The sequence below is a fragment of the Acidisoma sp. 7E03 genome (genome assembly GCF_054665075.1).
The window spans coordinates 36,681-62,543 of the sequence record NZ_BAAFHE010000015.1; the positions used below are offsets into that span (position 1 = coordinate 36,681).

Here is a 25,863-nt window from a genome sequence, read left to right on the forward strand (position 1 = left end):
TATGGCTGTGCATGAGGTGACGACGATCTCGGCTTCATGTTGCGGGAGAAGAGGAATCTATCCCTCACATCGGGGATAGCCGAGATGGGGCAAGGGGAGCGAGATGGGGAGCGTTGGCGAGAGCCTAAGCCGCATGGAGCGGATGGTGCCAGGCGATGAAAGGATCGTTGGGGCGCCATTTGAAAGGGGCGACGCTGCAGTGCTGAAGGCCGCACGCGCCGTTACCGCGGCGCAGATGCGGTGCATGGCGGCCTTCCTGGAAGACCGGACGGTAGACCCTGACTACGGACGCGCGGCGGCCGCCCGACTAGCTGCGTTACAGGCATTGGTTGCAGCACCTGCGGCGAGTGTCGCGGCGCTGGAAGTCAAACGGGACATTTTTGTGGAATTGGAAGGCTGGATTGGCCCTGAGGACTCCACGTTCTCGGGTTTGCTGATGCAGATCTTGCAAGAGGCGATTGGCCTTCTGAAAGCCGCTGAGAACCTCGATGAGACGACGACCGACGTGGAGAGAGCCACGCCCAGGAGCAATCCTGCGCGCTGGTTGATGGATGCTGCCGCAAGCGTGCCAGCCTACATAGTCGGCCGTCGCGACCTCGGCTGATCACGAAGCGCGCCATTCGCAAACTCTCCAGTCAGATTGGTCTCCTCACGAAGGAGCACTCTCATGCGCTGGACAGTAGGACTTTCCATCTTCCTCGCAACGCCCGCATTTGCCGCGGCGCCCGTCTGTGCAGTGCCGGGGCCCCAGCCTATGAGAAGCACGGCGGCGCCGACGACCTCGGAGCATGCCGCCATGGCGCCCGGCAGACCGGAAGCGCCGGGCACGAATCAACCTCCTTCTGCTACCACACCATCGGCAGCTGGCACGCTCCCGGCGTCATTGTCTCAGATACCCTTCGCGCGGCACGTCGCGGCCGCTGGCGCCGAAGTGCGAGATCTTGGTGCCATTCATGGGCTCCGTACCATCGCGGCGCGGAGCGGGTCGCAGTTCATGCTTTTCGAGGTGTCGCCGGATGGGGAAGCCGGGGTATCGGGCCTGCCCATCGATCTCTCGCTCGGTCAATTGCAAACGGTTGCTGCCGATAACATCACCGATGTCGGCCAATCGCATGGTTTGCGAGGCTACTTCGTCAGAAGCGGGGAGCAGTTTCAGGTTTTCTATGCCACCCCGGACGGCACTGGCTTGATCCCGGGCGTGATGTGGGATGCCTCGGGCAAGGACGTAACGCGCCAGCAGGTCGCTCAGATCCCAGGTGCAGTTCCAACAATCGAAGTCGGGACCGCGAATGGGCAGCCGGCGGGCGACGGTCAGGCACTTCAGCTTCTCCAGAAGGCAACCTACGGCACGATTGGGTCTTCCACTGCGCCAAAGGTGTTCATGTTGATGGACCCGCAGTGCATTTACTCGATCAGGGCCTATCAGGAACTTCAGCCCTACGTGCAGGCGGGCAAGCTCCAAATCGCGATCGTCCCGCTCGCCGTGCTGGACTACGAGGACCAGGGGCAGAGCACGCGCAGCGCGTTGGCGCTGCTGAGCGACCCGCCAGACCAGATTGCAGCGGCCTGGCAGGCAGGCGGTGAGACGAACGCCCCGGATCCTGCGGCCGGGGCACGGCTCGCCAACAACATGGCGATCGCCCATGCCTTGGGCCTCAAGGGGACCCCGATGTTTTGGTGGCAGAAATCCGATGGTTCCGCGGCCCACCTCGACGGGTTGCCGGCGAATGCCGCGAGCTTCGTCGCTTCTTTGGGGAGCTGAGGGATGAAGGATCAGGAACATCTCGACGTGAGACTGCGGGATAGCCGTGCAATCGGCGGCGACGCTTCGCCGCACGCCGGTACTGGTGCCACGCCGGGTCGGAAATCGCGCATCCGCAGGCTTGCCGGAGGTGTCGCGTGGCTATTCCAGTCACCTGCCGAGTGGCTCGGGTGGCGAGCAATTTCCGAAGGGGCTGGCGCGGTTCGGCGCCTTTACCGCGGCCCGCGTGAAGCCCAGAGGCGGGATCGCCGGTTCAAGACGCAGGAAAACCACCGGTTCGACCTGGCGGGAACGGCCTTCGCGTATGGAATATCAATCGGGGAGTTGGAGCGACGCCTGGCGGTTCGGCGGCGGCAGACCGCTTTGATGTCCTACGTGTTGTTCTCGATGGCCTGCGCTTTTGTGCTGGCATGGGTTTGGGTCGCACTGCGGACCGCAGGCGGCGGTGGACGAGTGGTTCTGCTTCTGCAGTTCCTCCCTTTTTGTGCCCTGTTTTACCTCATGTCGTTCTATCAGGCCTTACTGAACTTCCAGATCAGAACGGGGCGTGCCGCGAACTGGCGAGAGTATTTGGCAACGGAAACGGGGTTCTTGCCGCGATGGTGAACGCACTCATTCGGCTCTTCGTCTTGGGGACGGTGCTTGGGGTAGCCGGCTGCGAGCTGCCGCCTCCGAGCGGCCAGTCGGTGTCGGTCGTGTCGAGCCAGCAGGTATTGGGCCGGCTGGAGCCGGTCTACAATCCGCCGCCCGGAGCGCATTTCCGCTGCGTGAACACGCGCCGTTCGGTCGATATTTTCCGCATTCCGGGGGACGTCGATTCCGGGTTGCCCGCGGCCTTTGCGCCCGTCGCGACCTTGGGTTATCGGCGCGGGGATTGGCTAGAGGTGGTCTCCAAGACGGGCCTCATCGGCTGGATTTTTCTGCCTGTCGAACAGCCGATGTCTCAAAATGATTTCATCCGCTATTGCCACGTCTACCAGGACGCGCAGGGACGGATCGTCTTCGACTACAAATTCTGGAATACCCAGTTCTGAGCCGCGTTCCCGGCTCAGAGATGGCCGCTCAGAGCCGCGCTAGCCACTGAAGGACACCGAGGCCCGCGAGGTCGTGCAGGATGAAAAACGCGAAACATCCGGCGATCGTGGCGGCACCGGCGCAGGTCGCGAAATCCTGCACGGGGGCAGAGACCGGCCGACCCCGCGCCCATTCGATCAGGCAGAGAAGGAAGGCCCCTCCGTCGAGCACTGGGATCGGCAGCAGGTTCATCAGCGCCAGGTTGAGTGATAGGACCGCCGCCAGAGCGAGCAAGGCCGTCGTTCCAGAGGAAGCTGCCTCGCCGGCCATTTGAGTGACGCCGAGGACGCCGGTGAAGTCGCCGGCACCCTGGCCGGTTGTGAAGGCGGTCGCGATGCCGGTGACGGTGTCGGCCGTCACGCGCCAGGCTCGAGCGGTGCATAGAGGACGATCTGCCAGAAGTGTAGTGGCCGCTGGCCGAGGGCGTGGCTCTCGATGCCGAGGAAGCCGATGTTCTCTCCTCCGGCCGGCCGCGCCCCGAGGCGGGGGACCAGCTCGATTGTGCGTCCGTCCCGCCGGATCGTCAGCGCGACCCGCTGTCCTGGGCGCGTCCGCAGCTGAGGCAGAATCTCACTAAAAGTAGTGACCGGAACGTCGCCGACCGCGAGGATCTGGTCCCCCGGCTGAAGTCCGGCCGCAGCAGCGGGCGATCCGGGGAGGACGGTGCTCGCGACTGGCATAAGGATGGTTTCCCCACGGGCGGCCAGGATGCAGGAATAGAGGCCGATGGCCAGGCAGACGTTGGCGGCCGGCCCGGCGAGGATGACTGCCACGCGTGCGGGCGGTCGCAGGGCGGCGTAGCCGCCCGCCGGCGACCGATTGCCTCCGGCGTCGAAGGAGATGAAGCCGCCGATCGGCAAGACGGACAGGCTCCAGACGGTTCCCCGGCGATCCGTGAGGCGAAGCAAATTCGGCCCAACGCCGATGGTAAAGCGCTGCGCGGTCAAGCCGACAGCACGGGCGGCCAGATAGTGTCCGAGCTCATGACTGATGAGCAGCAGGTTGCCGATCATCAGGATAGCGGCGATCGAGACGATAACGCTGAAAAGCTGGGGCACAGGACCTCCAATCCGGAAGCCCACCGGCCTCCGCGGGGGTGGGACGGGTTAGAAAGGTGGAGCCGATTTGGGTCAGAAGGTTCCGGGCGGCGCGAACTGGGCGCCCCCACTGGCGCCGGTCGCCCAGGGCGCGGTCTCGTAGGAGGGCCGATCGTTCTCGGTTGACGGCTCGGAGGGTTTTACGATCGTGCCGTCGCGATCATAGACCGGCGGCGTCCAGGTGGCATTGGCGTCCCCGTAGCCGGCATAGGGGTCATACGTCGGGTTGTGCATTGGCGGAGGTGGGGGCGCTGAATAGTCCGACAACTTTTTGACGTTGCCGTGGGCGCAACCCACGAGGGCCAGGGCGAACAGGGGCAGAACGATGAGAGCGCGATGCATAACTAGGCTCCATGGTGTGTGGAGCCTATTGTCGCCAAATCACTTGCGAATGGTTAAGGCTGCTCGCCGGACTTCTGCCTCAACGCCCTGTTGTCTCGAAGCAGGATGTTGTAGTCCTCGACTAGGCGATTGTATTTCGTCCGGCTCTCTTCGGCTCGCCGTGTGGATGCCTCAGTGAGAGCATCGATTCTCGCCCGCAGCGCCGCAATTTCGTCCTGCTGCGCATTGATCTGCTCGCACCGCTGCGCATCGATCTTCTGCGCTTCCGCAAGAAGGGAGTTATGCTGCTGTTCGGCATAGCGGGCGTAATCGGCGAGCCGTTGGACGAGCGCCTGAAGGCGTGCGATCTCCACCGCATCGGTGTTACGAGAGCGCGCTTTCGCGAACAAATCACCAATCTGATAAGCATGCAACGTGTTGTTGATCATGCTGGCCGCTGCAAGAGCATCAGACATCGTTGTCTTCCCCTCCTCCGGTATCGGTGGTTGCTCTCAAGGTGGAGTCCATACCACCTTCATCAGTAGGCCCTTCGGGTCCAGCAATATACCTGGCGGAGTTCCCTGGCAACTTTGTCCTAGAACGTGAGTTATTCCCGTCGCGGATGCTTTTCAACGCAGAGAGAAGGCTTCCTTGCGCTCCGCTTGCCAGCTGGGCACCTGATCCCCAAGCTGCCTGATGATAGAAGGCCTCACCATCGACGCGGTTCGCCGGAGAAATGCCGATGAGACGAGGCAGGTGATGCGGCAGGAGCGTGACCATGCGGAAGCTCATCAGCGCCGCTGTGACATGCAGCATCACAAAAATGTTGAGAAGCACCACGAGCCCGATGAGGTTGGTGACAAACCATCCCCCGTCCAACACGAAACCCGATGCAATACCGAAGCTCTCGCGGATGAGCCACGACATACAGTCGTAGACGAAGTAGCCCAGGAAGAGACCTATCACCATCATCGTCGGTCGGAAGACGACATTGAAGAGAAGACCCCAGCCCTCGATGCCACGCCCATGGAGGCCGTCACCACCGAAGGTCATGTGCGCCAGCATCCAGAGCGGCACGGCGATCATTGCCTCGCAGACCAGAATGATCCAGCCGCAGACCCCCGCCATCCAGAGGACATAGGGGATCATGGGCAGGACATAGGCGATGATCACGCCCGGGACGAGGATGCCCGTGAGCAGCGTAAAGATCGGGATCGCCAGGAAGCTCACCAGTGTATGGCCGGCCACCGTTGCGGCGGCACCCCCCCATTGGAAGGTCAGCACCTGCCAGACTGTCACGCCGGTCGCAGCCGCTTTCGACGCGAGTAGGCCTGCTGCCACAAAGGCAACTAAGGCCGTGTTCATCAGGGTCTGCCCGAGGCTGACGAGGCTCCCGAATGGATCGGTCCAGGTTTGCGCAGGCGGTAGCAGGAAGTTGGCGATGTGGTTCAACGTCCACTGGGTCAAATGCAGGGAGTTGAAGATCTGCTCTAATACGCCGAGACCTTCCTGGGAGTTCTTGATCGAGGCGAGCGTGGTGGGCACCCCGGTCGGGGGTGCCGTTCCGTCAGCTGTTGTGGCAACGGTCCGCAGCGTGGACATGTAGGAACTTGCCGCACTCACCATCGGAGCAAGGTCGATCGACATCGCGTTTCCGACGCCTTCATAGGTGGGCGAGGTGATGTCCGGCGTGTTCTGCAGAAGCGACAGCGTGGCGGCGTTCAACCGCGCAATCTCCAGGTAGTAGGCGCCGGCTGAGGTCCAACCGAGTGTGGATTGCTGCACCTCGCTCGTCAGCAAGGCGGAATCTTTACCGCCCTGCTCCGCCGCCTGGGCGGTGAGAAGATCGAGATTACCCTGGCGGGCCGCTGTCGTATTGGCCTGAATGGCCTGGTTAATGTCTGATTCCTCGGTCGTCGCCGCCGTCGTCAGCTGTCTCGTGTAGTCACTGACAGCGTTCTGATAGACCGATTGCAGAGATGCGAGGGCAGAACTGTTCTTTGAAGTCCAGAGTGTGCTCGCTACTTGCTGGACCTGGTTGCGGATGTCGTTCCGAAGCACATCGTTGAGGACCGCTTGTTGGACGCCCGCCATATTGACGTTCAGGCCGGCAACGGTGCTCTGGTTTTGCTGTGGCTCCGTGATTGTGACCGAACCACAAACGGGGTTACCGGATTCATTCCCATCGGAAAGGCTATACCACCAGGAGACGAATGTTCCGTTCAACATGTCTTTGCCGGTGATCGGCTGCGGGGGCTTCACAAGCAACTGCCCTCCGGAATTTCCCGATCCGCCGGCGAGATTGACTAGGTCCATACAGAGCTCGCTGTCGATCAGTCCGGAGACGATGTCACCCGTGCCAGGAATTTGGGGCTGGGCGAGAACGATCGCATCCGGTCCGACGGCTTGCATGGCATTGGCATAGAGTACTTTCGCCATGCCGACACCCCAAAGCGCCCCCTGCTCCACTAGCTGTTGCCCCGCCGAAAAACCGCCGCCGAGCGGGAACATCATGATCGCGGCGAAGCCGACGCGGACCACGAAGATCCAGGACTGGCCGCTGCCGAGGATTTGGGAGCTCTCGGCCGCGCGATGGATCGTCATGAGGGTGTTGTAGACGACGAAGGCGCAGGCGATGGCGGCGACGAACCCGGTGAACTGACCGACAATCTGGCTGATGACTGTCGCTTCGTTGCCAGTGGTCGTAGTGGTGCCGGTCACACCATTGACGGGAAAAAGCTGCTGGACGACCTGCGCGGCCCAATCATTGCCAGGATTGAGCGCGCTCCAGCTCACATCATAGGGGTTGGTGGCTTGCGCGAAAGCAGGCGCGGCGATGACGGTTACAGCGAGCGTCAGGAGGATGAGCGAAAAAAAGCGCATGGCGACCTCGGGGTTTCCACCGAGGCTGCCACACGCGGATGCGAACGGCCTGTGCGAAGTGTCAGCTAGGAGATGGGCCGGGACCACTTGCAGCGGCACCGGGACGTGTGAAGACCGACTTGATGGCTTCCACGGCGTGCCGGATGATTTCGGCCGCCTGCTTCGAGATATCCTCGATCATGCTCTTGCCTTCGCGCCGTGAGGGCGTGCTCTCTGCCTTCTCGCCGATCTCGGCGTCCATCTGCTGGAACTTCGCGGTGAGATTGGCGGCGTCGGGGCGGCGGGCGATGATTTCCTCGACCCCACTGCGGGCTTCGCCGTATCGGGCGACAGATTCCGCCGCCTTGTCATAGGCGCGTGCAACGCCGGCCTCGTCATGCATGGCGTTGTTGAACTGCTGCCGTAGGTCCTGGTAGCGGCCGCCCTCGCGCATGCCGGAGAGGACCCCGGCTATCCCGTCAGGATCAGAACGCGCGGCCGACTGGATGCGGTTCATGATCGTGGCCCCCTCCCCTGTCCGGAATCCGTCGAGCGCTTCGATCGCTGCCCTCCCCGCCTTCTCGGCATGCTGCAGGCCGGCATCGTCGACGCCAGCTTGGATCCGAGATTTATACGCGGCCAGCCGATCGCCCAGGGGTTCAGGCTGGGCGTCCCATGGGGCAGGCTTAACGGCGGCAGAGACGCCCGCCCGCATCAGATCGAGGACCGAGTCTAGTGCGCTCCGCTGGTAGACCGCGGGATCGGCACGGCCATGTCCGCTTTGTGTCGAGGGCTGCAGGTCTGTGGGACGCGATGATCGCGGAGAGGTTGAGGTGGGCGCGCCGGTATCCAAGCGTTTGTTGTTTGCATCTGCTGCCCTCTCGGAGGGGGCGGAAGGAGCGGGTGGCGGTCCTGGGTCGGAGACGGGAGGCTTTACCGAGGCTGCCGGTTCAGGCACCCGATCGGCTTGCCGGACACGGTGTTCGAGCTGTTCGGCCTGGTTGCGAACCAATTCCGTGTTTTGGTCAGACTGCCGGCCGATCTCGGTTGCAGTGTGCCGGATTTGCTGGACAGTGTTGCGATCGGCGATACTGGCCGTTGAGTTTAGGAGGCTGAGAATACGGGCATTTTCGAGACCCGGAGCGGATCCTGCCAAGCGCTGCATCTCTTCGCGCGTCGGACCCGAGAGGGGCAGATGGTGGCCGAGCACCTTCTCAGTATCCTGCGCGGCGTAGGCGACCAGATGGTGCAGTTCGCGTTGATTGGCGCGGATCGGATCGCTGGCTTCCAACCTCAGTGACGCGATGTTCTGAGCAAGCTCGGGGTCGCGATCCTTGATCGTGCTGGCGTAACGGTTCATTGCCTCCAGCATCTCAGCGAGGGGGCCCCGCTGCGCTTCCTGCCCAGTGGCGGCAGGCGGTAATGGAGATGGCTTTTGACCACTGGTGTGTTCGGGCTCGGCCATAGATCGTCTTCCCTAGTTGTTGGCGACCGTCGGGGTGGGCATGGTGGAGGTCGGGAGGAAGTCATGCTCGGCGTCCACGGCGAGATGAGCGGCTTCCAGCGAGCCGCGCTGCAAGCTGGTTTTGTAGATCTGGAACTGGAGATAGTTGTTGAGCGCGAGCTCGGTGGCGATCTCGCGCTCCACGGAGGCCGGCGGCATGGCCTGGAGCTGGGCAGCCCAGTTGACGTCGGAGACGCGGCGTTCGGCCTCGATTTGGAGCACCTGCAGCCAGGAACCCTGCGTCTGCGCCGGCAGCCCAACATCCGAGAGATATTGTTGTTGTATCGTGGTGAGCGGCACGGTCTGTGACTGATAGCCGACGATGTTGTCGACGAAGGTTTGGGCTGCCGACATACGCGCGTTGTAGGCGCGACGCCGAACTTGGGCATCCTGACCGGCCAGCGAAGTAAGCTGGGAGCCTCGGAGAGGTGCAGGTGCCACGGGTTCGATCAGGTTCGTGGCGTAGTCCTTTGCTGCCGTCAGCGCCTGCTGGGTGGCGTAGGTACCGCTGCCGAAGAGCGTCGAGAAACTCTGGTCTATGTCGGCGGTGGCGGCACTCGCGGTGCAGGGGAGGCCAGCGGCCTGGTCGTTCGCGTCGCAATATCCGCCAACATGCTCCGCATTTGCAGCCGCATCGCCTTGGGCCTCACCGTAGTAAGACGGCATATTCGGCCAGCCTTCGTCGCGCTCGTCCTGCATGCGCGAAATGGTGGCGGCGACCTGGAAGGCGGAATGGGCGGCAGCCTGGGTGCTCACACCCCCGTCCAAGGCAGCACATTGGGAGGGGCTTGCGGTCTGCTGGTCGCGGATCTGGGCGTCCCGCATCTGCAGGTCGAATTGAGCCATCGATTCATTGGAGGCGTCGGCGATCTGCTCTTGGGCGCCGACGGCGGCTTTTGAATAGTTGGCGTTTTGGGTGAAACCTTCCCGCAGCAGGGTATTCGTGTCGCCGTAGGTGGTGCCACCGATGGCCGTGTTGATCTGCTGCATGGTTTTGGAGATGGTGTTCTGAACCTCGCTCATGAAATTGAGCACGTTCAGAATGCCCGTCTCCTGGACCAGTTGCTTGGCCTCCTCCGCGATCGAGGCGGGATCGATGACCGGCAGGTTGGCATAGGCTGGTGCGGCATTGAACAGAACCGCACCAAGGACGACGCCGACCGCCGCTGAGCCCCAGAGAGCGTATTTGTGCATGGCCATCTCCTAGAAGGTGCCGTTGATGTTCTGGAGCGCCGTGTATCCGGAGGGGAGCATGCCGTTCCCGGTGATGTAGAGCCCGGTGCCGGATCCGTTGGTGCCCGCGCCAAGACCGATTGTGCTGATGGGAGGTCCGCCACCGCCGAAGCTGAGCGAGGGGCAGGATAGTCCGCCGCCGATGCCGCCGAAGCCAAGATTGAAGCCGGTGACCGTTAGGCCGCATTGGACCTGACCGAGCCAGGAGTTCCACGTCTGCTGAACGGCGTTGCAGATCTGACCTTCCACCGACTGCAACAAGCTTCCCGGATTGAGGAGGTTCGTCACAACATTAAGCCCGACGCCGTTGAAGAAGTTTCCAAGGCAGCTAAGGCTCGTGACGCTTTTGGGTTGCTGGATCGTGTTCTGGTCGGCCGCCATACGCGCGGACATGCCGTTGGCGGCGGCCTGGGCCAGGACAGCGCAGCCGACGCTACCAGTGCTTGTCGTGCTGGATTGTGCGAGAGCCGGGCCGGCGCCGAGCGCCAGGAAGCCTACGAGGGTGCAGGCGAGAACCCCTTTCATGTGGTCTTCTCCGGTGTGGCTGCCTGAGCGGCTACCGCGAGTTCGGCGAGCCGTTCTTCCGACATCAGGCGCGCCAGGGTGGCCTGTCGGGTGACGGTCGTGATGCAAGATCGGATCGCTCGAGCGGCGCGGGTGTCGCCGCGCATGATCGCGTTGCCGGCCGCAACACCCTCGGGAAGCGCGATTTCGCGAAGCCAGTGCGTGATCCGCATGGTGCGCGCGGCGCCCAGCTGTGCGACGGTCTCTTGGAGGCTCAAGATCGCGACTTCGGAATGTAGCTGGGCGGCAAGACGTGCCGGAGCCCGATCGGCCGCATCGTCTAAAACGCGCCCAAGCTCTCCAAGCAACGTCTCTGCCTCAGCAGTCTGCTCCACGAGCCGAATGGACGGCGGCCAGAGCTGCGCCGTCTCCACGGGACGCACGAGCTCAAACCAATCCAGGACGGTGGGTGTTCGCAAGTCCGGCATTGCATAGGTCCCCCAGTAGATAGGACCAGCATGAGGGAGCCGGTTGCGAATGGGGTCACTTTCTGATTTCCACGGCCATGCGCGTCATCATCAGGCGCAAGCCGAGCGGGGCCACCGCGTCATAGAGCACGCGATTCCAGGTGTTGCCGCCCTTCCAGCTCACCAGCATGTCTGGACTGGCGCCCGGTCCGTAGGTCACGTGGACAGCCGGTGGCACGATCTGCCGACAGGCAAAACCGAGCGGCACCTGGTTGCCGAACCCATTGGCGATTTTCCAATGGAAAGTGGGAGATCCCTTACCCTGGGCCCGGCTACGGGCGGCAACACGATCCCCTGGATCGACGATAGGAGCCATAGCCACCGGAGCGGCAGCTGATGACTGGCTCGAGCTGCCGGTAACAACGAAATCAGCTTGGGCGGCTGGAGTCAGCGGGAAAAGAAGGCCCAGACCGGCGCATATCCATGCGGTATTACGAAGATTACCCATAATAGCGAATTCTCCCTCATCCTATCCCAAGGGATGACGGAAAGCTTTGCGAATGGGGATTGCGAAATGAGCCCACGCTGCGGGATAAGCGCACAGATCATGGGAAAGTGAGGCTCAGGCGCAGCTGGATCTTCGGCTGTTGAGTGATGAGCCTCTGACGAGGAAACGGTTCAGGCGGGATGGCTAAAGACGATAAACCGCAGGTCACCCCCGATGATGAAACCGATGAGATCATCAGGATCATAGCGCGGCGCTTTGCTGAGGCCCGAAAGAAGCGCGGCCTTACGCAAAAGGAGCTGGGACAATTAGCCGGCGTCGCACAGTCGCGGATCTTCGAGCTGGAACAGGGCACGGCGAATATCACCGTTCGAACTCTGATCAACATGGCGCGACTCTTAGAAGTCGACCCACGTTCGTTTTTTCCTGATGGCGCACCGGTTGAAGATGGACAAGCTGAAGAGGCGGCCGGTAGGATCAGGTTGTTTGCTAACGACCTCGTGCAGGTCATTCGTGCCCTTGAGGAGCGGTCGGAAGCGGATGGGAAGCTACGCGACGAGATTGACATGATTGTCAGGCTAGTGAGGCAGATTGCTGCGGGCAGAGTTGGAGCCTCGCGCGAAGAGTCCTAGCGCGCGAGCCGCTAAGAGCCATCTTCAAGGCTCTACATGCTAAAACTTATTGACGACATGTTTTAGCAGATTTAGAACGACCCGGTCCCTGACCGGAGGCGTTCGTGACATTCACCGGTGTCGACAGATTGCAGGAAGAGGACGAGGCGCCAGCGGCGCCGTCTTTCGGCCTGCATCGTCCACCGGCCCCTCTCACCTTCCCCTTCTTGGATCACCTGCTCGGCTGCATGATTGCGGCGGGCCAAGGTATCCAAGCGCTTTGTCTCTTTCTGCAGCTGACGCGCGATGCGCTCGATCTTCATATCGTGCGCCTTGGCCTCGCAACGCCGCATGACCGACCAGTCCGCAAAGCCGGCCCGAAAGCGTGGTCAACCGCCGACGTCATCCTTGCCATCCTGCTGAGATTGGCGGGGGTCCATCCAGAAAGTATCGGCGCCGCACTGTCTCAGCCACGGTCCGCCAATGCGGTTCGAACCAAGCTGCGACGCATGGGTATCCGCGGGCCCGGCCGCAAGGAGTTGTTCAAGGTCGATCCATCATCGCTGCGTCTTCCGCACGTCGGGATGATGACGGATCTGCTGCGCTCTCAAACCGATTTCTCAAGCACCACGCGAGAGCTTCGCCGCTTCGTCACCTCCGGTCGGACACAGTCGAGCCCGACCGGATCGCTGCAGTCGGAGCGCAACGCCCGCCCGAGCAACGCTTCGGGCGAAGTGCGGCAGCGCGAGTTGCCGCTGATGGGGCTGGTCGGTGGGCGGGACAAGGCCGCGAAGCTGAAGGCGGCTGCCGCGGCACGCAATCCCGTCCCGGTTTCCGAGGACGCTGTTAACTTCTCCGATCTGAGCTGGTTCAAGTCCCTGGTTGGGAAAAGCCCTTTGAAGAACCGGGTCGCAGTCTATGTCGTCGGGATGCTGGCTCTGGGTGGTCTGCATTACAAGGAAGCAGCGAAGCGGCTAGGCGTATCGGCGGCGTCCTATCGCACCTTCCGTACAAGAATGGACGTTCCCGTCGATCCGGACCGGAGCAAGGCGGGGGAGGTTTTCGACGAAGAGGCGGCGAAGGTTACTCTTGCTCGCTCCGGCTACGAGGTGCGCCTGTGCATGCGGTCGCAGCAGAATTGGTTCTGGGCGAAGAAGGCGGATAAAGGTTTGCGCGTCTCGCCGCCGCTCCGGAGCAAGGAACGGTTCATCGGAGAGCGCGGCAACCGGATTGAGATCCTGACGCGCGCGATGCTGGATGCAGAAAACAAGTTTCGGCGCATGCCATTCGCAAAATCCGAAGTCAGAGTATGCGCATGATGAAACCGAATAGGCTCGTCAATGCGCAATTCCTCCGCCGCCGTTTCCCGTCGCCTTTCTGATCCAGACTTCCAGGCTGTGCTCGTCAACCGTTGTCTCGGTTTGACAATGGTAATGGCAGCTGCTCTTGCGATCTCGATTGCCCATGATGCCTGGCAATGGACCCATCCGGTCGCTCCGCGATACTTCTTCACCGACGGAAAGGATGCACCGCGACCGGTCGTCGCCCTGGACAGTCCGATTGTCGATGACACGCAGCTTCTGCAATGGACGGTTCAGGCGATCCTTGCACCCTACAATGTCGACTACTACAACTATCCGGTAGAGCTGAACACAGCGAGCCGGAAGTTCACCCTCAGCGGCTGGAATACCTTCGCTCAATCCTTCATCAGTCGAGGCAATTTCGATGAGCTGAAGCGCGCTCGATTGCTCTGTCATGCACAGACTGAGCGTGCGGCACTCATTCATCAAACGAGCTACGTGCAGGGAGCGTTGGCCTATCAGATCCAGGTTCCCATTGTGCAAACCTGCGAGAACGTAAACCAGACCAGTAGCAACAAGCTCATGATCACAGCTGTCGTCATTCGCACGAATGCTGACGATCATCCCGATGGGCTGGCGATCGACCAACTCGTGGCAAGTCCGCAATAGCGCCGTGGTGGAGGACAATCGGATGATCGGCGGGTTTGAGAAGCACCTTTGGGCCGGCGCAATCGGCCTCTGTCTGGCAGCGGGCGGCGTCGCGTCTTCTGCCAAGGCGCAATCCAGCGACACCGGGCAGCCCGGCAATGCACAGCCACTTGCGAATGGCAATGCGGCCGAGCAGCAGGCCGTGCAAAATGCGATACCGCTGACCCCGGAGGCGATCCAGGAGCTCGCACGCCGCTACAACGCCTCCAAACAGGCCGAGGAAGAGGCGGTAACGCCGCTCGCGGCGCCGATGAGCCGGCAGGTCAATGTCAGCTTTTCTCCTGGGGCGGCCGTCAGCATCATCCAGAGTGTCAAAGGCTATCCCACAGCCGTTTCCTTTTTCGACAGCACCGGGCAGCCCTGGCCGATCGAATGGGACACGAACTCTGATCCCGCCGCGGTCTCCGGTGGCCCGAGCTGCAATTCGCCAAACACCCATGGCGGCCCGTCGGTGGTGGCGATCGGCTTCTTCGTCTGCACCCCGACCAAGGGAAGCAATGTCCTGGAGATAACGCCACTTTCTCTCGCTCCGCGAGGCGGCCTGGTGGTCTCTCTGCAGAACGCCCCGAAGCCCCTCACCTTCCTGCTGATGTCCGGTGGAGGGCGCTATGATGCCGATCTCTCGGTGCATGTCGGCGGCCGGGGGCCCAATGCTCAGGTTGCCATCATGACTGAGCCAGACGCGCCCGACACCGGGGCGGCCTATCTCACGGGCATGCTGGAAGGCGCACCGCCCGCCGATGCAACGCCCCTCTCGGTGGAAGGGGTCTCGCCGGACGCTCTGCGCGCCTGGCGCCTCGGCGGAAATGTCTATCTCCGGACGCCCTACACGCTCCTCTCGCCGGAATGGACGGCGTCTGAAGCCGAGGCCGGCACTACCGTCTATGCGGTGCCGAACACGCCGGTCGTCCTGCTCTCCGTCAATGGCCGCACGGTCTCGGCCGAACTGAAGGATTCCCCCTGATGTCCGACGCTGCACGCCCGTCCTGGCGGCCGAAGCTGCCTCATTTGAAAGGCACGACGTTTCTGACCGGCGCCGGCCGGGCGGGGCCCCGGCGCCTCTTGGTGATTGGCGCTGGGGGGCTAGTGCTGGTGGTCCTGATCGTCGCTGTCGTCACCAGTGGGCACCACGCGAAGCCTTTCTCTCAAGACGCGCGGATGAAGCAGGTCGATGCTCTGCCTGGTGGATTGCACAGCACCCCCGAGCAGGACGCTTTGGCAAAGCTCGCTGACACGCAGGAAGCCCAACGTGCCTTGGCCAGTGGTGCTTCCTATACGCCCCCCCTGGCCCCGAGCGCGGTCGTTGTGGCGCAGCCTTCTGAAGAAGCGCCGCCCGACGCACCGGCGGCGCCGCCACCGACACCTCGGTTCGTGCCGCACCCGGCGCCTACGCCCGTGGTCGCGGTAGACGATCCTGTATTCCCGCCGCAGACGATCGGGACGCCGGGAACAGCGTCGACGCCTGCACCCACGCCGATGCCGGCTCAGACCGTAACGCTGACCGCCAATCCCCAAGCGGTTGCGGCCTATTCCAAGGAAATCGGCGATCTCTTCAGCCAATGGGGTGGCCGCGCGCCGCAGACGGATGTCGTGATGCCGCCGCCGAGCAATCAGGACGGCGCTGATCCGGCCGGCGCCCAGGCAGGCGGCGCCGCAACCCAAGCGGCAGACCCCGCCCCGACCGCCAGGTCGATCGCTACCGCCGCGCAGACCGCTCCGACCGTTCTGATCCCAGCAGGCCGCGGTATTTATGCTCATCCCATCCTGGCGCTGAGCTCGGACCAAACGAGCCCCGTCATCATGCAGGCGGACAGTGGGCCGATCGCGGGCGACCGCATGATCGGCTCTTTCGAGCGCCAGGATGACCGGCTCGTGATCCACATCAACAGCATCGTCCACCAAGGGCAGACGCTCGGCTGTGATGCGGTCGTCGTCGCGCCGAATACGATGGAAGCCTCAGTCGCCACGGGCGTCGATGAGCATTACGTGTCGCGCATCATCTTGCCGGCGGCTGCGGCTTTCGTGCAGGGATTGGGTCAGGCGCTCGCCACGACCTCAAACTCCACTGCGGTGCTGAGCCCCTTTGGTGGCGCGACGACGTCGACGAACCTGAACTTCCAACAGCAGTTGGGCGTTGCCGCTGGCGCCGCTGCGGGACAGATCGGTAGCGTGCTCAATCAGGAAGCCCCGAAAGGTCCGACGGTGACGCTCGACGCCAATGTCGGTGTCGGCGTGATGTTTCTCTCGGACGTAAAGCTGCCAGCGAATCAGTAAGAGATTCGACTAGGGCAGGGAGTTCTCTCCATTCGCAATCGGGAAGGTGATGCTGAGGCATCGCCTTCTTTCGCAGGAGCAACCCGCATGGACACCCATGTCACGACAAGCCCGGTCTTCGATAATAGCCCGACGCTGCGGGCGCGGCTTCCCGGCGAACCCGATGAGGGGGTGAGCGCTGAGGAAGCGCATCCCGCTTTACACGCCGATCGGCGGGAGGCGCCGCCACCGGCCGGCAAGAACCGCAGGAGGCTACTGGCGGGCGTTGCTATCGTCGCGCTTGTCGCGATTGCGGGTGGGGGGTTCCTCGCGTCTCCTTACAACACAGTGGTTCCGGTGCCCCCGGCACTCAAGCTGACTGCCGGGCACGTGGAGATGCGGATCGCGTCGCTCTTTGGTCATCCTGCGGAGCCTCCGGCCCGCGAATCCGGCGCCCCAACCGCGAAGGTTGCCGAGGCTTCCAACTCCCACGCGTCGCCCGAGCCCGCGCCCGCGGCAAGTGGCACGCCGCCGGGGGTTGTGGCGCCCTCAGCTGCGCTGGCGCCCATTCATGCCGCGCCCCCACCCGCATCGGTCGTGCTGCCGCCCTACAAGCCATCGCCGCAGAACATCGAGATGGCCGAGCTCCTCGAGCTGCAGCATGGCGGCAGTCTCCCGGCCGCGTCCGCGTCTTCGTCGAGCCCACCACAGGCGGCGCCGGCGCTTCCGAAGGATCAGCGGCCCTCCACGACCCCCAGCCCGACCGCGGCGGGGCAGTCGGCAAAGAGTGCCACGGCCGCCGCCGAGCGCCCGGCTTCGGTCCAGGCGGGACCCGCACAAATCGATGCACCGCCGCCGGGCTATGTGGCGCGTGAGCCCGGCATGGGCCCCGTCGCCGGGTCCGCACCCCAGGACGCGCAGGCGCATGCTGGGCCGGCGGAGGTCGGGCATGTGGGCAGCGGTGCCGCTCTGCAAAGCGCTCAGGCGTCGTCGCCGAAGGCCAGCGCCGTGTCTCCCACGACGGGCACGCAACCTGCGTCATCCAGGGTGCACGCGCAGCCCATGCACCAAATCGTCGTCGGGCCGAACGATGTCCTCGCCATCTCACCCAAGCTCGAAGCGGCGCCCATGGCGCCCGCACAGCAGATCCAGGTCCTTGAGATGGTGACCCAACTTGCTACCCTGATCCGGGATCAGCGGACGGAGATCGCGAACCTGCAGGCCGACGTCGTGACGAACCAGAAGGCGACGGCGGCGAAGCTCGGCGACTTCGAGCGTCGACTTGCACTGGTGGAGGCCGGCTCCGCGCTGACCGCTGCATCGAATGCGCCCGCGCCCGCTGCCGCAGGCACACCGGTTCCCGGGGCGTCCTCCCCGACCGCGACGACCGTGGCACTCACCTCCGCCAAAGCTGCCCTCGCGGCAGCCAGTGCCCCTCAGGCGACGCCGCCGGGCAAGGCCACGGCCGCGCCCTCTGCCGCCAGCTCTGGCACGCCGGAGCAATACCGTGTGCAGGCAGCCTCTCCGGGTCTGGCCATGCTCGCCGAGGTCGATCACAGCGGTGGCGACGGGGCTCAGCAGGAAGTCCAGGTCGGCGATGTCTTGCCAGGCTACGGCCGGGTGCTCTCGGTCGCCCAGCAAGGCACAGCCTGGGTCGTCAAAACCGAGCACGGCACGATCCAGTAAGAGTCTGAGGGAGGCCGGATATGCAAGGCCGGGTCAACTTCGCGACGGCGATCGCTGATGGCATCGCCGTCGCGCTCCCCACCTTCTGCTATCTCGCGGCATGCAGTTGCTTCATGTATTTCGCCTGGACGCTCTGGAAGTGGTCCGAGCCGCATGCGCGTTATCACCATCATCGCATCGAGCGTCCCTGGGCCCCATTCATCTCGCTGGCGCTGAGTGGTGTCTTCGCGTCCTTTCCGACATTCCTCACGATGACGAATGTCAGCTTTGGTACCAATTTGGCAGTCGGCCTCACGGCCTACTCATCGACGACGGCACCAAATGCAAGCGGTGTGCTCGGAACGACACCTGACGCGACGGTCATCAACGTCGTGACGATGTTCCGGTATTTCTTCCAAGCCTTCGGTGCGGCCTGCGTCTTCTGGGCGATCATGCGGTGGCGCGGCATCATCAATGGACGTCTCAACGGGTCGCCCACCTCTTGCGGCATCCAGTTCCTCTTCGGCGTTCTTTGCATCAACGTCGTGACCGTCGCGACGGGCATCGAATCATTTTTTAATACAGGCGGGTGACACGCAGAACGCGGATGCCGTTCGCATCCCGAACGCGCAGGCTGCTCAACGAGGGGCGGTTCCCTCAGCAGTCAAACAGGAGCGTTTCGTGAAAGTCATTCACACACAGGCACGGACCGCCACGTTCAAGCGTGACGGGATCGTGCTGCAGCCCAAAGGGGGTCGGTTTTCCGTCAAGCGCGGCTTCGCCGTGCTGCGCGGGAAATTCGTTCCGGCCTTTCTTCTCGCGGCCAGTGCCGGCATGGCCTTCGCCGGTCATGCGATGGCCCAGGCGACGTCGCCGACCGGCGGCCTCGGTGCCCAGATCAACTCGATGTCGTCGGAAGGTCTCAACTCGGGGTCGGAGCTCTTCGGCGTCGGCTGCTACCTCGCCGCCGCGCTCTGCTTCGGCTTCGGCGTCTGGGCGCTCTGGCAGTCGCGGCAGCCGCAGAACCGCGAGAGCGGTCATGTCATGCGCGGCGTGGCCGGCCTGGTGCTCTGCGGTCTCTTCGCGACAGCTGGTGTCTGGATCAACAAGGCGTCCGTCTCCGCCTCGGGCGGCAGCGCGACCATCAACACGACGCCCCAGATGGTCCAGTTCGGCACCGGCGGCTGAAGAAGGGGCTGGCCTGTCATCGCGGGCCTCGGGCGCGTGATGGCAGGCCGACCGTTTTCGAAGGTGAGGAGGTCTTAACTTGAACGTCTCGAAGCTGCCTCAACCCTTGGCCGGTTCAACACGGAAGCTTCCAGTGTGGCTCGCCCCCGCTGCGCTCGCCGTGGCCATGGCCTACCTCGCCGCCGCCGTTGTGCTGGCGCCGAGTGTGGCCGTCGTCGTCGAGGGACTGCTCTTCCCGCTTCGTCTCTTCCTGATTGCCTCCGCTCCGATGATCGGCGGCATCGCGTTTCTGTGGGCGGATAAGGCCATCAGCGACGCGCGGCGGCGCCGGCTCGCCGGGATTTTGTTCGCCCTGCTCTGGACCTTCGGTGTGGTCGCTTTCGTGAGTGTCTTGCCGTGGTGAAACTCGCGCCTCTCGTGCTCTCGGTGGCTCCCTCTGGCGCGTTGGGGAAAGCCGTCTCAAAGGCGACAGGTGCTGCCGTCTGCCGGTTCTGCGGGGAGGCAATCGGGAAGGTGCCGGAGGCTTTCGGTTCACCGGCATACGACTGCTGCGTTCTTTGCGGGCTTGTGCAGACCCTGGGTCGCCCCCGTGTCGACGAAGAGGCCAAGCTGATCTGGTTGCCGGAACTGAGCCAGCCCGCTCTGAATGCACTGACGCGGCGCATGCATATAGGACTGCATGGCCACGGCGAACGTCTCGAAACCGGCGCTCAACCGAGCACCGCGACGGGCGACTTGCCGACCTTGTATCGCGCGGGCCAAGCCCTTGTCGGGCGTCAGAACGAGGCTGAGCTGCGCCTCGGCACATCCAACCCGAGCGCCCTGGCCGATGCGCTTCTCCGCCTCTCTCCCGCAGGTTTCAAACGCCGGGACGTCTTGCTGGGCGGGCTGCGGCTCCTGCCGATGGGCAAGGTCTTCGAGGGTGATCGCGACGTTTATCCGGAAATCGTGGAAAGCTGGAAATCGGCCGAGGTTCAACGGCCGGCGGCACAGCAGGGGGAGGCACACTGATGCTGTCCGCTCTCGCCAATACACTTGCCAGCCTCTCCCTGATGTTCAAGCAGCCCCTGTCCACTTTCTGCGACCTGGAGACGACGCATGGCGATGCGCTCATCACCAAGCGCGGCGACTACCTGACCTGGATTCAGGTCGATGGCATGCAACGGATGGCAGAGCGTCAGGATTTTGCGGCAATCACCGAAGCGATGCGCCTCGATCTTTCAGGCGCTCTAGAAAGCCGTGGCCACGCGATCGTCGGCTGGTACATCTCGGACCCCGATGCAGCGCTGGTCGAGATCGAGCGCGTCAACCTCGCCTCTTGTCGCAACATTGCCAACGCTCTCGGCCTTGACCTCCGTGGTATTCTGGACGAGCGCGCCGCGCTCTGGCCGAAGCTGATGCGGTGGGAAGCCGCCTACTTCATCGTCTGGACGCGCACCTCGGTGCTGACCAAGGAAGAGCGGCGGCAGCTCAAGATTGAGTATGGCGAGAACGCCAAGGCGATCGGCCGCGTCGGCAATACCCAGGCCCTCTATCTCCGCAGCGAGGTCATGGCAGCGCGGCATTCGGCCTTCGTGTCGCGAGTGATTTCCGCCTTGCGCGCCCATGACGTAAGCGCCTCGGTCCTCGACCCGCATGAGGCCCTCCGCGTTGCCCGCGCGACGATGTATCGCGAGATGGCTGGATCGGAGTGGAGGCCGAGCCTTCCCGGTGATGCCATCATGCCGCGCTGCCCTGAGGAGGGAAGTAAGCGACCGCCGGCGGAAGCACTCTTGTGGCCTCCGATCCGCGACCAGATTTTCTACACGGATGCCGTGACGCACGGAGGTCAGCGGGTCGACTTCGGTGACAATGCATACGGCCCGGTCGACATGGATATTGGCCCAGAAGATCCGCGGCCTTTTGTGGAGCTCGCGGCGACCCTCGGCCAGGACCGCATCCCGTGGCGAGCGGCCTTCCTCCTCGAGGGGTGCGGCGCGTCGGCGATGCAGCTGAAGGACATCGGCGCGTCCTTCCTGTCGATGTTCCCCGGCAATGCAGAGCTTCGCCGCGCCCTGGCCTACGTCCATGAGCTGCGCGGCAAGGAGAATCACATCAGCGTCCGGCTGCGTGCGAGTTTCGCGACCTGGGCACCGGTCGAGCAATCCGCCAAGCTTCGACGCCGCGTGTCCACGCTGTCGCAGCGGATCGAAGGTTGGGGCAACGCAAAAGCGACGACCGTCGTCGGCGATCCACTGGAAGGTGCCATGAGCAGCGTCCCGGGATTGGCCCTAGCGTCCACGGCAAACCCCGCGCTCGCGCCCCTGAGCGACGCGCTTGGCCTGCTGCCCTGGAGCCATACGGCCTCGCCCTGGGACATGGGGAGCGTTCTCTTCCGGCGTCCCGACGGCGGGATCTGGGCCTATGACCCGTCCGGCGGCCGCAAGCGTCCACTGATGGTGGACATTTTTGTCGCCCCGCCCGGCTCCGGCAAATCCGTCCTCGCAAACACGATCAACATCGGCCTCTGTCTGAGCCCGGCGGTCATGGGCACGCACGGCGCGAAGCTTCCGCTGATCGGCAAGGCCGACATCGGCAAGTCCGCCGAGGGCTTCGTGAAGCTGGTGCAAGAGGCTCTCGGGCCGCAGCGGAAACACGAGGCGATCTTCACCTCGCTGCAGTTCGCGCCCGGCCACGAGTTCAACATCTTCGATCTCCAGGTCGGTTGCGAGTATCCGCTGCCGCTTGAGAAGGCATTCCTGCAGAACTTCCTAGCCCTTGCGACCTTGCCGCCCGACCAGACCACGCCTTTCGAGGGTATGACGCAGCTGATCTCGCTCGTGATCGACGAAGTCTATCGGATGTGCACCGAGGCGGGCGGTGGTGCCAAGCACTATCGGCGCGGTGTGGAACCAGAGGTCGATGGAGCGATCGAGCAATTCGGCATCCAACTCCACGACCAGTCGCCCTACTGGCGCGATGTCGTCAACGCCCTGTGCGATGTCGGGGAGTATCGGCTTGCCGAACGGGCACAGCGCCACGCAGTGCCCATTCTGGAGGACCTGGTGGGTGCGGTGCGTTCCGACCAGGTGCGCGACATGTTCGACAGCCTCACCCTCGCTGAAACCAGCGAGAAGGCCTCCCAGATTTTCGAGCGCTACATCTCCGATCTCATCCGCCGGTTCGAGACCTTGAATGCGCCGACGCGGCTGGACTTCGGGCCGGCGCGTATCATCGTGCTCGACCTGCAATATGTCGCGCCAACCGGCTCTGCCGCAGCCAATCGCCAGACGGAGATGGTCTACCTGCTGGCGCGGCATATCCTCGCCCGCAACTTCTTCCTCCATCCCGAATATCTCGGATTCGTGCCGGAGCGGGTGCGGGATTATCACAGCGCGCGCTTCACCGAGATCTATGAGACGGTCAAGCGCATTGACTATGACGAGTGGCACCGCACGCAAGGGAGCGCCCTGGTGCGCGCGCAGGCTGAACTCGATGTCCGTGAGGGGCGGAAGCACAACGTCCAGCTCGGTTTCGCGAGCCAGCGGCTGTCCGATATGGGCGATGGCATTATCGCGCAATCCACGGGACGGTTCGTCCTGGGGGCGGATGATCAGCGGGAGCGCGATGCGATCATCGAGCGCTTCGGTCTCACGACCGCCAGTGGACGGATCGTGCGTCACCGTCTGACCGGTCCGCGCCGTGAAGGCGCTCCCTTCCTTGCGATCCTGCGGGCCGAACAGAAGCATTACGAACAGTTCCTGATCAACTCGCTCGGGCCGGTGGAGCTCTGGGCGCTCTCGACGACCCCCGCCGATACGAGCTTGCGGAACCGCCTCTACGATCGAATTGGCTTCACCGAAGCGCTGCGCCGTCTGTCGAAGGTCTTTCCGAACGGCACGGCGACTGACGAGATCGAGCGGCGAACCAAGGCACTTCTGCGCAAGGGAGACGCCGCGGATAGCATCGAAGCCGGTGTCATCGAGACGGTGGCGGGTGAGCTGATTGAGGGACGCGGCCTCGGCCTTGTGCTCCGTCCCCATGATGAACCGGCGAATGACCGGCTTCCGATTGCCGCCGAATAGTGCCACCGGAAATGGACCAGGTCCTCGACAGGGCGGAGCGGCGCTTGGAGCGTGCAGTCCGCTCACCGCGCCCGCAGCCGATACGAGATGCCATCTTGAGATTCCTGACGAGTCCGCGGTCGGCCGCGGAGATCGCGGAGCACATTGAACGGCCCGTCCCGACCACCACGGGCCACCTTCGGGCGATGATCGAATGCGGGCTGGTCAGCCGGATCGCCTTCGGCACGTATGCCCCGAGGGATTACACCGGCCCTGCCGTCCGGCTGCCCCTGAGGCGGTCGCAATCCTCGAAAGCGTTGCGAGCGCAGCTTTTCGTGCATCTTCGCGAGCGCAGCAGCATCCAGGGACTTCATCTCAAGACCGGCGTGCCCGCAGATCTAGTCCGGCAGGCTGTGCGGGATCTCTGGTTGTCGGGACTTGTCGCCGGCAACGAAGCCGAAGGGTTCCAAGTCGCTCGCTGGAAGAAGGACAATGACGCGAAAGCGGCGCGCAGAAAGCGCGCCATTCGCAAACGCCAGCGATAGCCTTCTCGATCATGGAGGCAGGCATGGCACATCTCACGATCCAGATTGGCGCATCCGTCGTCATCCCAATGCCCAAACAACTGCGTCGCCGGCGCGGCCGTTCGGTCCGCCGGGTCGCTGGTGCCCCTTTGCGGTGGCAGGCCGTCCGTGAAGCGGTGCTTATCGGCAAACTGCCAGACGAAGGCCCCTGGGGAATGCCGCACCCACGGTCTGTCTATCGCGACCACGCAATGCGTCACGCCTTTCTCGGAAAGAAGGGGAAGCTGTCATGAGATACGGCTGTTGGGCGGCGTTGCTTGGAGCCGCATTACTGGCTGGCTGCGCGATGCCTGTGCATCCCGTTCCGACAACGGTCGAGACGCCGGGCATGCCGAACCCCGAGATCGCGCTCCAGAAGAGCATGAATGACGTGAATGCGGAGATGGCAGAGTTGGGACAACTCACGCCAGCGGCGACGACACCCGGCGCCGTGCCGGTCATGCCGGGGCCGCTGCAGAAGACGGTTTCCTTCAGCTGGAACGGACCGCTGGACCAGGGGGTCGCGAAACTCGCGCAAAGCGTCGGCTACACCTTCTACGTCACGGCCCCGGCGAATGCGCAGCCGGTCAATGTCGCTATCACGATCTCCTCGGTACCGGCGTATCAGGTTTTCCAGGCACTCGGCGAGGAGGCGGGAACCAAGGCCACCGTCGAGGTCGATCCGATCCACCATCAGGTTCAGGTGATCCACCATGTCTAAGCACCGCATGATCGTGCTGGCATGCACGGCACTCGTGACGCTCGCCTCGGGGACCGGCGCCTGGGCGCAGGAGGCGCTCACCTCCCCGGCGGTCCCGCCCGATCCGACTCCCGCGCAGATGGAGCAGAACCTACCGGCGCTCGGCAACCCCCTCAACCAGCCGATCACGGGCGGATCGGAAGCGCCCCTTGTCACCGGAACGCCGGCTCCGCCTTCCCTGGAAGCGCTGCAGGACACGCGTCCTGGTGATCAGCCGACCGATGGACTAGCCCCCGGTCGGATGGACATGTTGAAGACGGCTGCCTTGACCTACGGCGCTCAGGGCGGTCTCGCCGCCCGGAGTTTTGCGATCAATGAAATGCTGCGTCGTTATGAGGCGCAACTCGACACCACCTTCGACTTTGGTGCCCTGGTGCTGCCGGTGGACGGCGGGCAGACGCTGATGCGGCCACCGATCGTGAGCGCGGCGCAGATGGCCTTTGCCCTCGGCGACGGCGGGCAGGTCGCACGAGAAACCTCCTGCATCTACGAAATTACGCGGGAGGCGCAGCTGGCCTCGACGCCGCCCAACTGGCGCACCTATCTCGTGCGGAGCTGGGCCAATCCGCGCCGGCCGACGGATGCCGCCCTGCCGCGCACAAAGCAAGAGGTCGCCTATTGGAACAAATGGGTCGCAGAAGGATGGGCTGACGGAGAGAAGCAAGCGGTCGAGATCTTCCTGTCAGATCTCGGACGGCTTCAGCGCGACATGGTGGGGATGGCGCGCTACCGCGTGCTGCTGCGCGCCAATTTGGTCGAGCAACCCAAGCTCGCCTTCAAGACGCAACGTGCCGATGGCGGCCGTGACAGCCTGCATATCGGCGATCAGGTGATCCGTATCACCGACCAACCCGGGCTGCAGGGCGATCCGAGACGGTGGACGCCCGGCGTGGGGTGCCCCCAATGAGTGACCTCCCGCCTCTGCGGCTTCGAACCTACCGGCCCAATTGGGAGGAGCTTTGGGAAGCCGCCAATGCGCGGCACCTAGCGGCACAAGCCGCGACATTAGCGCCCTACGCAGATTGGCTTCCGAAACAGCGGAAGATCAATCTTATCGAAGAGCTTCAATCCACCGGTGAAGAGCTGTGCCGCATGTTCGAAGCTCAGTTCAAAACGACGGACGATTACGCCGCATGGCGGCTCAAGTGGCTGTCCAACGAGTTGAAATGGACTCCAGCCCTACCTTTAGAAATGCCGAGGGGCCTTCCGATCATCGAAATCCGGCGACGGCTCCAAGCTGCGCGTGAATCGTGGCCGGGCAATGATTTCGAGACCCCACAAGACCGCGACTTTCGGCGGCAGGTGCGCGTCCACTCCATTCTATCGGAACCTCCGAATGTTGGCATCGCGAGCCTTGCCTATGCGCTTTCACGAATGGGAGGTGACCATGTCTAGGAAGCCGATGCCGTCACCAGCGAGCGAAGCACTTTCCATCCCGGAAG

General features: G+C 63.5%; 29 protein-coding genes. 19 read left to right on the forward strand and 10 right to left on the reverse strand.

Features of this window, described 5'->3' with window-relative positions; all coding sequences use genetic code 11:
- The first annotated feature begins 133 nt into the window (after nucleotides 1–133).
- The 4 genes from ACYQ6W_RS19630 to ACYQ6W_RS19645 all read left to right on the forward strand — a co-directional run bounded on the left by ACYQ6W_RS19630 (nucleotide 134) and on the right by ACYQ6W_RS19645 (nucleotide 2,796).
- A complete protein-coding gene (locus ACYQ6W_RS19630) occupies nucleotides 134–604 on the forward strand; it encodes a hypothetical protein (protein ID WP_459677704.1) in 471 nt (156 codons plus the stop codon).
- A gap of 390 nt (nucleotides 605–994) precedes the next feature.
- Nucleotides 995–1,762, forward strand: coding sequence for a hypothetical protein (locus ACYQ6W_RS19635; protein WP_459677705.1), 768 nt, complete (start codon nucleotides 995–997; stop codon nucleotides 1,760–1,762).
- A gap of 3 nt (nucleotides 1,763–1,765) precedes the next feature.
- Nucleotides 1,766–2,368 (forward strand): hypothetical protein, encoded by a 603-nt coding sequence (locus tag ACYQ6W_RS19640; protein ID WP_459677706.1) that lies wholly within the window; start codon nucleotides 1,766–1,768, stop codon nucleotides 2,366–2,368.
- Nucleotides 2,362–2,796: a hypothetical protein gene (locus ACYQ6W_RS19645; RefSeq protein WP_459677707.1), complete on the forward strand. Its 435-nt coding sequence runs from the start codon at nucleotides 2,362–2,364 to the stop codon at nucleotides 2,794–2,796. The genes ACYQ6W_RS19640 and ACYQ6W_RS19645 overlap by 7 nt, the downstream gene beginning before the upstream one ends.
- Before the next feature lie 28 nt (nucleotides 2,797–2,824).
- Here the strand turns inward: ACYQ6W_RS19645 and ACYQ6W_RS19650 are convergent, their stop codons facing one another.
- From ACYQ6W_RS19650 to ACYQ6W_RS19695, 10 genes are all read right to left on the reverse strand, one after another.
- The gene (locus tag ACYQ6W_RS19650; RefSeq protein ID WP_459677708.1) at nucleotides 2,825–3,196 is read right to left on the reverse strand and encodes a site-2 protease family protein; all 372 of its coding nucleotides are present in this window, start codon (nucleotides 3,194–3,196) and stop codon (nucleotides 2,825–2,827) included.
- Nucleotides 3,193–3,894, reverse strand: coding sequence for a site-2 protease family protein (locus tag ACYQ6W_RS19655; protein ID WP_459677710.1), 702 nt, complete (start codon nucleotides 3,892–3,894; stop codon nucleotides 3,193–3,195). Before ACYQ6W_RS19655 ends, ACYQ6W_RS19650 begins: the two co-directional genes overlap by 4 nt.
- A gap of 72 nt (nucleotides 3,895–3,966) precedes the next feature.
- Nucleotides 3,967–4,275, reverse strand: a complete 309-nt coding sequence (locus ACYQ6W_RS19660) for a hypothetical protein (RefSeq protein ID WP_459677711.1) — start codon at nucleotides 4,273–4,275, stop codon at nucleotides 3,967–3,969.
- Between the two features lie 53 nt (nucleotides 4,276–4,328).
- Nucleotides 4,329–4,730 (reverse strand): hypothetical protein, encoded by a 402-nt coding sequence (locus tag ACYQ6W_RS19665; RefSeq protein ID WP_459677712.1) that lies wholly within the window; start codon nucleotides 4,728–4,730, stop codon nucleotides 4,329–4,331.
- Nucleotides 4,723–7,137, reverse strand: coding sequence for a DotA/TraY family protein (locus tag ACYQ6W_RS19670; protein ID WP_459677714.1), 2,415 nt, complete (start codon nucleotides 7,135–7,137; stop codon nucleotides 4,723–4,725). The genes ACYQ6W_RS19665 and ACYQ6W_RS19670 overlap by 8 nt, the downstream gene beginning before the upstream one ends.
- Nucleotides 7,138–7,198: 61 nt before the next feature.
- The gene (locus ACYQ6W_RS19675) at nucleotides 7,199–8,581 is read right to left on the reverse strand and encodes a hypothetical protein (protein WP_459677715.1); all 1,383 of its coding nucleotides are present in this window, start codon (nucleotides 8,579–8,581) and stop codon (nucleotides 7,199–7,201) included.
- A gap of 12 nt (nucleotides 8,582–8,593) precedes the next feature.
- Nucleotides 8,594–9,820 carry a hypothetical protein gene (locus ACYQ6W_RS19680; RefSeq protein WP_459677716.1) on the reverse strand — a complete coding sequence of 409 codons (1,227 nt, stop codon included), beginning with the start codon at nucleotides 9,818–9,820 and terminating at the stop codon, nucleotides 8,594–8,596.
- Between the two features lie 3 nt (nucleotides 9,821–9,823).
- On the reverse strand, nucleotides 9,824–10,378 hold the full coding sequence (locus ACYQ6W_RS19685) for a hypothetical protein (RefSeq protein ID WP_459677717.1): 555 nt from the start codon (nucleotides 10,376–10,378) through the stop codon (nucleotides 9,824–9,826).
- Nucleotides 10,375–10,845 carry a hypothetical protein gene (locus ACYQ6W_RS19690; protein ID WP_459677718.1) on the reverse strand — a complete coding sequence of 157 codons (471 nt, stop codon included), beginning with the start codon at nucleotides 10,843–10,845 and terminating at the stop codon, nucleotides 10,375–10,377. The genes ACYQ6W_RS19685 and ACYQ6W_RS19690 overlap by 4 nt, the downstream gene beginning before the upstream one ends.
- A 55-nt stretch (nucleotides 10,846–10,900) precedes the next feature.
- A complete protein-coding gene (locus ACYQ6W_RS19695) occupies nucleotides 10,901–11,332 on the reverse strand; it encodes a hypothetical protein (RefSeq protein WP_459677720.1) in 432 nt (143 codons plus the stop codon).
- Nucleotides 11,333–11,511: 179 nt separating this feature from the next.
- Here ACYQ6W_RS19695 and ACYQ6W_RS19700 point away from each other — a divergent pair, with 179 nt between their 5' ends.
- From ACYQ6W_RS19700 to ACYQ6W_RS19770, 15 genes are all read left to right on the forward strand, one after another.
- Nucleotides 11,512–11,961 (forward strand): helix-turn-helix domain-containing protein, encoded by a 450-nt coding sequence (locus tag ACYQ6W_RS19700; protein WP_459677721.1) that lies wholly within the window; start codon nucleotides 11,512–11,514, stop codon nucleotides 11,959–11,961.
- Nucleotides 11,962–12,065: 104 nt separating this feature from the next.
- The gene (locus ACYQ6W_RS19705; protein ID WP_459677722.1) at nucleotides 12,066–13,259 is read left to right on the forward strand and encodes a hypothetical protein; all 1,194 of its coding nucleotides are present in this window, start codon (nucleotides 12,066–12,068) and stop codon (nucleotides 13,257–13,259) included.
- A 21-nt stretch (nucleotides 13,260–13,280) separates the two neighbouring features.
- Nucleotides 13,281–13,910 carry a DotI/IcmL/TraM family protein gene (locus tag ACYQ6W_RS19710; protein ID WP_459677724.1) on the forward strand — a complete coding sequence of 210 codons (630 nt, stop codon included), beginning with the start codon at nucleotides 13,281–13,283 and terminating at the stop codon, nucleotides 13,908–13,910.
- A gap of 22 nt (nucleotides 13,911–13,932) precedes the next feature.
- Nucleotides 13,933–14,913 (forward strand): DotH/IcmK family type IV secretion protein, encoded by a 981-nt coding sequence (locus tag ACYQ6W_RS19715; RefSeq protein ID WP_459677725.1) that lies wholly within the window; start codon nucleotides 13,933–13,935, stop codon nucleotides 14,911–14,913.
- Complete coding sequence (locus tag ACYQ6W_RS19720; protein WP_459677727.1) at nucleotides 14,913–16,223, forward strand: DotG/IcmE/VirB10 family type IV secretion system protein; 1,311 nt, start codon at nucleotides 14,913–14,915, stop codon at nucleotides 16,221–16,223. Before ACYQ6W_RS19715 ends, ACYQ6W_RS19720 begins: the two co-directional genes overlap by 1 nt.
- A gap of 87 nt (nucleotides 16,224–16,310) precedes the next feature.
- Nucleotides 16,311–17,888: a hypothetical protein gene (locus tag ACYQ6W_RS19725; protein ID WP_459677728.1), complete on the forward strand. Its 1,578-nt coding sequence runs from the start codon at nucleotides 16,311–16,313 to the stop codon at nucleotides 17,886–17,888.
- A gap of 20 nt (nucleotides 17,889–17,908) precedes the next feature.
- Nucleotides 17,909–18,460, forward strand: coding sequence for a hypothetical protein (locus ACYQ6W_RS19730; protein ID WP_459677729.1), 552 nt, complete (start codon nucleotides 17,909–17,911; stop codon nucleotides 18,458–18,460).
- 88 nt (nucleotides 18,461–18,548) lie between these two features.
- Entirely contained in the window at nucleotides 18,549–19,055 is a 507-nt protein-coding gene (locus tag ACYQ6W_RS19735) for a hypothetical protein (RefSeq protein WP_459677730.1), read from the forward strand.
- Nucleotides 19,056–19,134: 79 nt separating this feature from the next.
- The gene (locus tag ACYQ6W_RS19740) at nucleotides 19,135–19,458 is read left to right on the forward strand and encodes a hypothetical protein (protein WP_459677731.1); all 324 of its coding nucleotides are present in this window, start codon (nucleotides 19,135–19,137) and stop codon (nucleotides 19,456–19,458) included.
- Between the two features lie 110 nt (nucleotides 19,459–19,568).
- Entirely contained in the window at nucleotides 19,569–20,066 is a 498-nt protein-coding gene (locus tag ACYQ6W_RS19745; RefSeq protein WP_459677732.1) for a hypothetical protein, read from the forward strand.
- Nucleotides 20,066–23,119, forward strand: a complete 3,054-nt coding sequence (locus ACYQ6W_RS19750) for an ATP-binding protein (RefSeq protein ID WP_459677733.1) — start codon at nucleotides 20,066–20,068, stop codon at nucleotides 23,117–23,119. The genes ACYQ6W_RS19745 and ACYQ6W_RS19750 overlap by 1 nt, the downstream gene beginning before the upstream one ends.
- A 95-nt stretch (nucleotides 23,120–23,214) precedes the next feature.
- Nucleotides 23,215–23,643, forward strand: coding sequence for an ArsR family transcriptional regulator (locus ACYQ6W_RS19755; RefSeq protein WP_459677735.1), 429 nt, complete (start codon nucleotides 23,215–23,217; stop codon nucleotides 23,641–23,643).
- Nucleotides 23,644–23,968: 325 nt separating this feature from the next.
- A complete protein-coding gene (locus tag ACYQ6W_RS19760) occupies nucleotides 23,969–24,382 on the forward strand; it encodes a DotD/TraH family lipoprotein (protein WP_459677736.1) in 414 nt (137 codons plus the stop codon).
- Complete coding sequence (locus tag ACYQ6W_RS19765) at nucleotides 24,375–25,328, forward strand: type IV secretory system conjugative DNA transfer family protein (protein WP_459677737.1); 954 nt, start codon at nucleotides 24,375–24,377, stop codon at nucleotides 25,326–25,328. The genes ACYQ6W_RS19760 and ACYQ6W_RS19765 overlap by 8 nt, the downstream gene beginning before the upstream one ends.
- A complete protein-coding gene (locus tag ACYQ6W_RS19770) occupies nucleotides 25,325–25,816 on the forward strand; it encodes a hypothetical protein (protein WP_459677738.1) in 492 nt (163 codons plus the stop codon). The genes ACYQ6W_RS19765 and ACYQ6W_RS19770 overlap by 4 nt, the downstream gene beginning before the upstream one ends.
- Nucleotides 25,817–25,863 lie beyond the last annotated feature (47 nt).